The organism is Aerococcus sp. UBA6277 (assembly GCF_002440555.1).
Lineage (GTDB): Bacteria > Bacillota > Bacilli > Lactobacillales > Aerococcaceae > Aerococcus.
Map to the genome: position 1 here is coordinate 47,889 of NZ_DJUR01000042.1, position 7,539 is coordinate 55,427.

Genomic DNA, 7,539 nt, shown 5'->3' on the forward strand with positions numbered 1-7,539 from the left:
CCCTCTCTCAACCATGGATTTGGGGGCGGTTACTAGAAATGTTGAATAAATAACTGTTTGCTTTCGCAGATAAAGCTAGGGTATTTGTTTGCTATTTAAACTCCCTTCTATGTCCGCTAAGGGTAATTAGCAGACATAGACAGTAAATACATTTGCTATCTCTTTTTTATATTTTCGCTAATAAGTCACCAAGATATTCAGCTAGTGCTAACATGCCAAATTTTTGTGCAACCCCTTCAGCGTCTGCATTGTAATTTGTATTGGTGTTAACGTCATAGGCCCACTTCTGTCCATCTGCCGTTACAATAAATTCCACTGCTGCTACTTGGATATTTTCAGCTTTTAAAAAGTTTTCAATCTTATGAATTTCTTCTTTGCTTAATACCCCGTCAACGATTTGGAATTTATCTGGTGTAGATTGGACCTGCCCCTCAATTGGAATCTGGCAGTTATCTGCCGGGCACAATTCAAAACCGTCTGAAGAATCGATGCTGACAACATAATGAAATTTACCACCAATAAATTCTGACCGGTACACCCTACCGTTTACTGGTTTAACGTAGGCTTGAAGTAAACTAATCCCATCAACTGAATCTTCAAAGAAATCACTATTAACATAGTCTTCTAGGTCTTCAATTCGCTCAAATAGGTTTACCCCAAGTCCTTTACCTGCCCGGTTGTGTTTAATTATAAATGGGAAAGTATCGAGTTTTTTAGCAGCATGGATAACTTCTTTTTTACCAACTGCAGCAATCGTTTTAGGCGTTTGGATATCTGCTTTTTGTAAGGCTAAATACTGCTTAATCTTGCTAACTTCAAGTTCAATTGCGCGACTACCGTTTACTACAGTGGCCTGATGGCTTTCTAACCATGGTAAAACTTGACTAGTTAATTCAGGTGCATAGCGGTGGTCTCTTGTGTGTGACGAAGCAGAAATCCGATTATAGAAAACGCCTGCTGGTGGTGTCTCTTGAATATCCACTATCCCTGTGTCTAGAAACCAAGTGTCATAAGGAATAGACAGTTGGTCAAGTCGTTTAGTTAAATGTTTTGTCCAATCATCGTTTTCGTGGATGATATATACTTTCTTATCGGTCAAATTGTTGCGCCTTCTTTCTTTTTAATTTTAGTGAATTCTGGCAATTGTGCGTCTTCTGTTTTGGCAATAATAGTCGCTGCTAAAGCATTTCCAACCACATTTAAGGCTGTTCTACTTGCATTAGCGAAGAAGTCAATGGATACCAGTAAGGCAACTGCTTCAGATGGTATCCATTGATTCGCAGTAGCAAGAAGCACGACAATGGCCCCTGATGGTACTGTAGCGTTTATTTTGGTAATAAAAGTAAGAAATACTACTAAAACGACAAAATCAGAAATCGTTAATGAAGCATCATATATGTTCATTATAAAGGAAATGGCTAAAGATACATAGATAGCTGCACCGCCTAGATTTAGTGTGTAGCCTAGGCACGTTACGCCTGATGAGATTACTTTTGGTACTTTATTTTCTTCTAAACAGTCGATAAGTGATGGTAATACAACACTTGAACCGCCTGTAATGAATGCGATAAAACTCAAGTCAGAGATGGATTTAAATAATGAAATATAGGATACGCCAAAACTGTAAGCAATGATGGGATAGATTACTAAGGCGGCTGTTAGGTATGCTTAGTTTTTTTTAACATACATATTCCTCCAATCATTTATCAAGATTTGCTTTCATTTGTTAACAATAGGTCTCTAATAGCTTGTCTCGTAGTATAGCACTCAGGATTTTATGATAAATGATCGAATATCGGTCATTAGTGGTCTAAAAATGAAACACATCAATTTTCGAACAGGCGTGATGTAGTCTATACATTGCGAAGTATGCCGGAAATAAGGGCAATTTTTATAAATTTCCTAAATAAGGGATATTTTTAACCATTTTAATTTCCGTTATAGTGGCAATTAAAGGTAATTTCCGTTATAATGGACATCAAGGAGGTGCCTCATGTCTAAGAACTATATAGCGATTATCGGTGACTTAATTGATTCAAAAAAATCAGCTGACCGAGAAAACTTACAAGAAAACTTATTAGAAAGTTTTGCTACAATTAACCAAAACTACGGTGACATCATCGCGTCAAAATTAACGATAACCTTAGGTGATGAATTTCAAGTGTTGATTAAACCTCATTACCAAGTGTTTCAAATGATAGATGACATCCAACGACTCATTCCCCACCCCATTCGCTTTGGGATTGGTTACGGGTCAATAGCCACAGAGATTGATCCTGAAGTCAGTATAGGCGCAGATGGCCCCGCATACTGGCACGCTAGAAGCGCCATTGAATCAGTCAAGCAACACGATTACAGCGGTAATTTACGTCAAGCCTTTTTTGGTCTAGAGAGAAAAGACGACACCATCAATACCCTGCTCTTACTGACGGATACTATCCGGTCAAGTTGGACTAAAACCCAGCTATATGTCTTCAATGGACTTTTAGAGACGGGGATTTACCAGCAATCGTTTAATCAAAAAGCACTTGCTAAAAAATTAGAATTATCTCCCTCAGCTTTAAGTAAACGACTAAATTCAGCCAATATTAAAATCTATCTAGCTGGAAAAGAACAGCTGGCACGTTTCATTCAGGAGGTCGATGATACTGATTCATAATGCCATCACACTCGTATTATTAATTGCTCACTTTCTAGGTGATTACCATTTTCAAAGTGAGAAACTGTCAGAAGCCAAGAGAAAGAGTCACGCCGCTCTTGCTAGACACCTAGCTATCCATGGATTACTTTTGTTTATATCATGGATACTCACTTGGCAGTCGGATATGATTCTCTTATTTTCAGCTGTATGGCTAGGACATATCATAATTGATTTACTGAAGGTGACCCTACAGCGGAAGTGGATATTCCAGGCAGAACCGATTCCTTATATTTATCTGGTTGATCAATTGCTACACATTTCATTGATTGTCGTCTTAAGTCAGGTTGTTTTTCCGGCATCCCGTGACGTCTCCGTATCCTTACCTACATTGGTCTTGAAATGGACCTTACTGACGGTATTAATAACCAAACCCGCGAACGTTACCTTTAAAGTGCTTTTCAATCAATATCAAAATTACACCGACGATAAAGTTGACCAAACTGAAATAGTCACTGTTCCTGGTGCAGGCGCTATGATTGGGAATTTAGAACGAATTTTATCAGCTATATTCCTGTCATTAAATGCCCTATCTTCCATCGGCTTAATCTATACTGCAAAGTCTATTGCCCGCTTTAAACTGATTGAGGAGAACCAAGGATTCGCCGAATACTATTTAATCGGTACCTTATTTTCCATTCTATTTGTCGTCGTATCATACTTTTTTATATTTTAAGAGACATCTAACTTAGCGATTTAGGCGATTGTTAAGTTAGATTTTTTTGTGACGCTCTTCACTTAAACTTATAAGATATATTTGCGGTTCTACAAACCTATGTAAGCACTTTAATTTTAATCTTTTTTCGTCAAAAGTTTGATATTAGTCAAGGAAAACGACAATCTGACTAGCGTATACTTGGGTGGTGAAATAGTACACAATATACTGAAAGTGGTGAAAATAAATGGATTTTAAATTCACTGATGAACAAGAACTACTCCGTAAGATGATTCAAAAGTTTGCGGAAAAAGAAATTGCCCCAAGATACGAAGAGATTGAAAAGGAAGGCTACCAACAAGACCTAACAGATAAAATGGCGGATGTTGGGATTGTAGGGATTGCTGTCCCTGAGGCTTATGGTGGCGCTGGCTACGACTTTGTAACGCAGACTATGGTGATTGCTGAACTAGCAAAAGTTAACCCCGGTGCTGCCTTTACCCTTGAAGCCCACTGGAAAGCAATCGACCAGCTTGTCGTTTATGGTAGTGAAGAGATCAAGGCCCGTTGGTTACCTAGGGCTAATCGGGAGTTATTTACCTTTGGACAAACTGAGCCAGCTAGTGGATCTGATGCTTCTACCCAACAAACAACAGCTGTTCAGACTCCAGATGGTTGGTTGTTGAACGGGAATAAGGCTTTCTTAACCAACGGAGTTAAAGCCGCTTCTATGTACCTTATTTTAGCCATTACCAGTCCTGAAAAAGATACTGAACATAGCCGGACTGTCTTTATCTTAGATAATCAAAATCCTGGTTTTGAAAACGGTCGTGTTGAAGACTTTGTGGGGATGCGCGGATGTCCAGTCGGTGATATTTACTTATCAGATGCCCTTGTACCGGATATTGACCGCTTAGGTCCTATTGACCAAGGGATGGAAATTGGACACAATGCCCACTATACAGCCCGGTTTTTAATGGGTGCACTAGCGGCTGGTATTCAAGATGCCGCCTTGAAAGCTTCTATCAACTATATTCAAGAGCGTGAACTATTTGGTGGTAAGATGTCTCACCTTGATGGGATTAAATTTAGAATCTCTGATATTGCCATGGGTTTACATGCAACAAAACTAATCATCTACCAAGCTGCCTGGTTAAGAGATCAAGAAGTTGACCATAAGATGGAGACAACAACCGCTAAATTATTTGGCTCAGACCAAGCCTTGAAAGCAGCTAACCACGCTATGCAGATTTTTGGGGCTTATGGTTACTCCAAAGAATATCCAGTTGAGCACTTATGGCGTGACGCTAAGGCCTTACAATATGCTGAAGGTGCGTATGAAAAACTCCAATTAGACATCGCAAATTCAGTCTTATTTGAATCTAGAGAGGAATTTACGCTATGAAAATCGTCGTATTTATAAAAGAAATCCCTATCACTAACCACGTTAAAATTGACCCAGAAACGAATAACCTTATTCGGAGTGGTGTTCGCGGCCGTATTAACCCCTTTGATGAACATGCCATTGAGACTGCTGTTCAGTTAAAAGAAAAATTTGGTGGTACAGTATCTGTTGTCAGCATGGGCCCTGATTCTTTTAAATTGAGCTTGCATGAAGCCCTAGCCATGGGTTGTGACGAGGCTTATCTACTATCTTCACGTGCCTTTGCTGGGTCAGATACCTTAGCAACTGCTTATACTCTAGCTCAAGCTGTACGCAAGATTGGGAACGTGGATCTTATTTTGACAGGTTTAAAGGCAATTGATGCGGATACGGGACAAGTTGGCCCATTAATTGCTGAAGAGTTGGATCTACCACAAATCACCAACGCATCTGGTATAGTCGACCTTGATTCAGTTAATCAAACCATTGATGTCAAAAGGTATTTGGAAGTGGACCAAGAAATCATCCGTGTTTCTTACCCCTTAGTTATGAGTGTTGGTGATGAAATCAATAAACCGCGGTATCAATCGCCTCTTTTGATTAAACAATCTATGCAAAAAGAGATTACGGTATGGAACGAGGGTGACCTACATTGTGACCTCGATAGAATCGGTATCAAAGGGTCCCCTACTATTGTGACTGAAAGCTTTGTGCCGGAAGAATCAGTCCGTCAAATGACCATGCTTGAAGGGTCGCCGACGGAAGCGGCCGAAGCATTGTTAGCCATTTTGTCAGACAAACATATCATCTAAGGAGGTAAGTCCATGAATCAAGGAAAATCATCAGGTATATGGGTGGTTGCTGAAATTTCAGAAGAAACCATCCACCCTTCAACGCTAGAATTATTGGGTAAAGCCCATGAAATGAGTCAAAATAGCCAAGATAGTGTAACAGCCATCCTCTTAGAAACAAGTCAAACTAATCACGCAGCAAGTCTTATTGGCCACGGCGCTGACCAGGTGTTAGTTGTGAAAAATGACTTATTCGCTGACTTTGACCCTGTATTATCAAAAACAGCTATCAAGCAATTAGCTGACGACTACCAACCAAATATTATTTTATTCGCAGCCACTCTTAAAGGGAGAGCTTTAGCGCCAAGACTACAAGGTGCCCTGCAAACTGGTTTAACCGCAGACTGCCTCGACCTATCTATCAATGATAAGGGGCAGTTGCTACAGATTAAACCCTCATACGGGGACAACTTGATGTGTACAATTCTAACACCAACCCGTCGTCCACAAATGGCCACAGTCCGGCCAAATGTCTTTAACACTCTCCCCTTTGACAATACCCGTCAAGGTGCTATTATAGACCTAACGATTGCCTTAGAACGGCCTTATACCTACCAAGTCTTGGAACGAATTCCAGGTCAACCACAAACGAATCAAATCACTGAGGCAGATAAGGTTGTTGCTGTTGGCCGCGGGATGAAGATGCAAGACAATTTAGTCTATACTGAAAAAGTAGCCGACCTACTTGGCGCAAAAGTTGGTGCTACCCGTCCCCTAGCAGAGAACGGCTGGTACACACATGACGAGCAAATTGGTCAAAGTGGGGTCACTATCCAACCGCAATTACTCTTGAATTTCGGGATTGCAGGCGCCATCCAATATACTGTCGGGATGAATCAGGCAAAATTTGTATTTTCTGTAAATAAGGACCCTAAAGCCGCTATCTTTAAAGAATCAGATGTCGGGTATGTCGGCGATGCGGTTGCTTTTGCCAAAGCTTTAGCTAAACAAGTAGAAAGTAAATAACAATGAGGTGAAAATATGTTAGCCCAGGATAAAATCAATGATCTAAGACAATTTGACCTATTCAAAGAGCTGGATTGTCAAACGCTAGAACAAATTGTCCCTTATTTTACTAAACGCTTGTACAAACGAAATGAAGTGGTCTACGCAACCAATACAGAAGCCCACTATTTTCTCTTTGTATTAACTGGTAAAGTAAAGATCTTTAGATTATCAGAGTTGGGAAACGAACAAATCATCCGGATGATTGCACAGATGGAATTTACTGGTGAACTAGCCCTATTTGAAGGTATCCGCAAGGCGCATGCCGTAGCTATGGTAAAAAGTGAAATTTACCTGATTGAAAATCAACAATTTAAACAACTGCTGATGGACTACCCGCAATTATCCCTTAAGATGATTGAAGCCTTGTCTCAGCGGCTACACGCTTCAGAAGAGCAATCCATGTTATTATCTACTTGTACCGCAAAAGACCGGTTATTCAATTTCATTTGTAAGGAAGCCGAGTTGGTGAATGGCCACCGAATCTTCTATCACGAGGAAACGAAGCGGTTTTTAGCAGGATTTTTAGGCATGTCATCTGAAACACTTAGCCGATCCCTGCATCAATTAGCTGATGAAGGCAAGATTAAAGAACGGCATAACCATCAGATTGAAGTCTTTTGTTGAGAAATATTGAGTTGAATTTAACTTCATAAACGTCTATAAGCATCGAACCTTCACTTTAGTTGGAAAGGTTCGATGCTTTTTGCAAAACGTACCAAGATGCATTTTGAATTCTTAATACGAGAACAATGACATAGATGAAGCCTGCACCGATTAGTGCGAATGATCCAGCTTTTTTGTGCCAAATTTTTTCGTAATTGAACTTACAAATGATGCTATTAATAAGGCACTTAAAGTCATAACTACAGTGGCAATTGTTGCTAAAAATTGGGCAAAATAAAAAAAGAGTAAGTGAGCTGTGTGAAACCCTACCGTTAAACTG

The 7,539-nt window shown here is 39.9% G+C and carries 8 protein-coding genes; 6 read left to right on the top strand and 2 right to left on the bottom strand.

Annotation, left to right across the window (positions count from 1 at the left end; all coding sequences use genetic code 11):
• Positions 1-166: 166 nt before the first annotated feature.
• Both B2V22_RS07435 and B2V22_RS07440 read right to left on the bottom strand, forming a co-directional pair.
• Positions 167-1,099: an ATP-grasp domain-containing protein gene (locus tag B2V22_RS07435; RefSeq protein ID WP_290491564.1), complete on the bottom strand. Its 933-nt coding sequence runs from the start codon at positions 1,097-1,099 to the stop codon at positions 167-169.
• Positions 1,096-1,644, bottom strand: a complete 549-nt coding sequence (locus tag B2V22_RS07440) for a dicarboxylate/amino acid:cation symporter (RefSeq protein WP_290491576.1) — start codon at positions 1,642-1,644, stop codon at positions 1,096-1,098. The genes B2V22_RS07435 and B2V22_RS07440 overlap by 4 nt, the downstream gene beginning before the upstream one ends.
• Positions 1,645-1,993: 349 nt before the next feature.
• Between B2V22_RS07440 and B2V22_RS07445 the strand changes: the two genes are divergently transcribed.
• The 6 genes from B2V22_RS07445 to B2V22_RS07470 all read left to right on the top strand — a co-directional run bounded on the left by B2V22_RS07445 (position 1,994) and on the right by B2V22_RS07470 (position 7,220).
• Positions 1,994-2,659, top strand: a complete 666-nt coding sequence (locus B2V22_RS07445; RefSeq protein ID WP_290491565.1) for a SatD family protein — start codon at positions 1,994-1,996, stop codon at positions 2,657-2,659.
• A complete protein-coding gene (locus B2V22_RS07450) occupies positions 2,643-3,374 on the top strand; it encodes a DUF3307 domain-containing protein (RefSeq protein WP_290491567.1) in 732 nt (243 codons plus the stop codon). The genes B2V22_RS07445 and B2V22_RS07450 overlap by 17 nt, the downstream gene beginning before the upstream one ends.
• A gap of 226 nt (positions 3,375-3,600) precedes the next feature.
• On the top strand, positions 3,601-4,758 hold the full coding sequence (locus B2V22_RS07455; protein WP_290491569.1) for an acyl-CoA dehydrogenase family protein: 1,158 nt from the start codon (positions 3,601-3,603) through the stop codon (positions 4,756-4,758).
• Positions 4,755-5,549: an electron transfer flavoprotein subunit beta/FixA family protein gene (locus tag B2V22_RS07460; RefSeq protein WP_290491571.1), complete on the top strand. Its 795-nt coding sequence runs from the start codon at positions 4,755-4,757 to the stop codon at positions 5,547-5,549. Before B2V22_RS07455 ends, B2V22_RS07460 begins: the two co-directional genes overlap by 4 nt.
• A 12-nt stretch (positions 5,550-5,561) precedes the next feature.
• Positions 5,562-6,554: an electron transfer flavoprotein subunit alpha/FixB family protein gene (locus tag B2V22_RS07465; RefSeq protein WP_290491573.1), complete on the top strand. Its 993-nt coding sequence runs from the start codon at positions 5,562-5,564 to the stop codon at positions 6,552-6,554.
• Positions 6,555-6,569: 15 nt separating this feature from the next.
• On the top strand, positions 6,570-7,220 hold the full coding sequence (locus B2V22_RS07470; RefSeq protein ID WP_290491575.1) for a Crp/Fnr family transcriptional regulator: 651 nt from the start codon (positions 6,570-6,572) through the stop codon (positions 7,218-7,220).
• Positions 7,221-7,539: the final 319 nt, after the last annotated feature.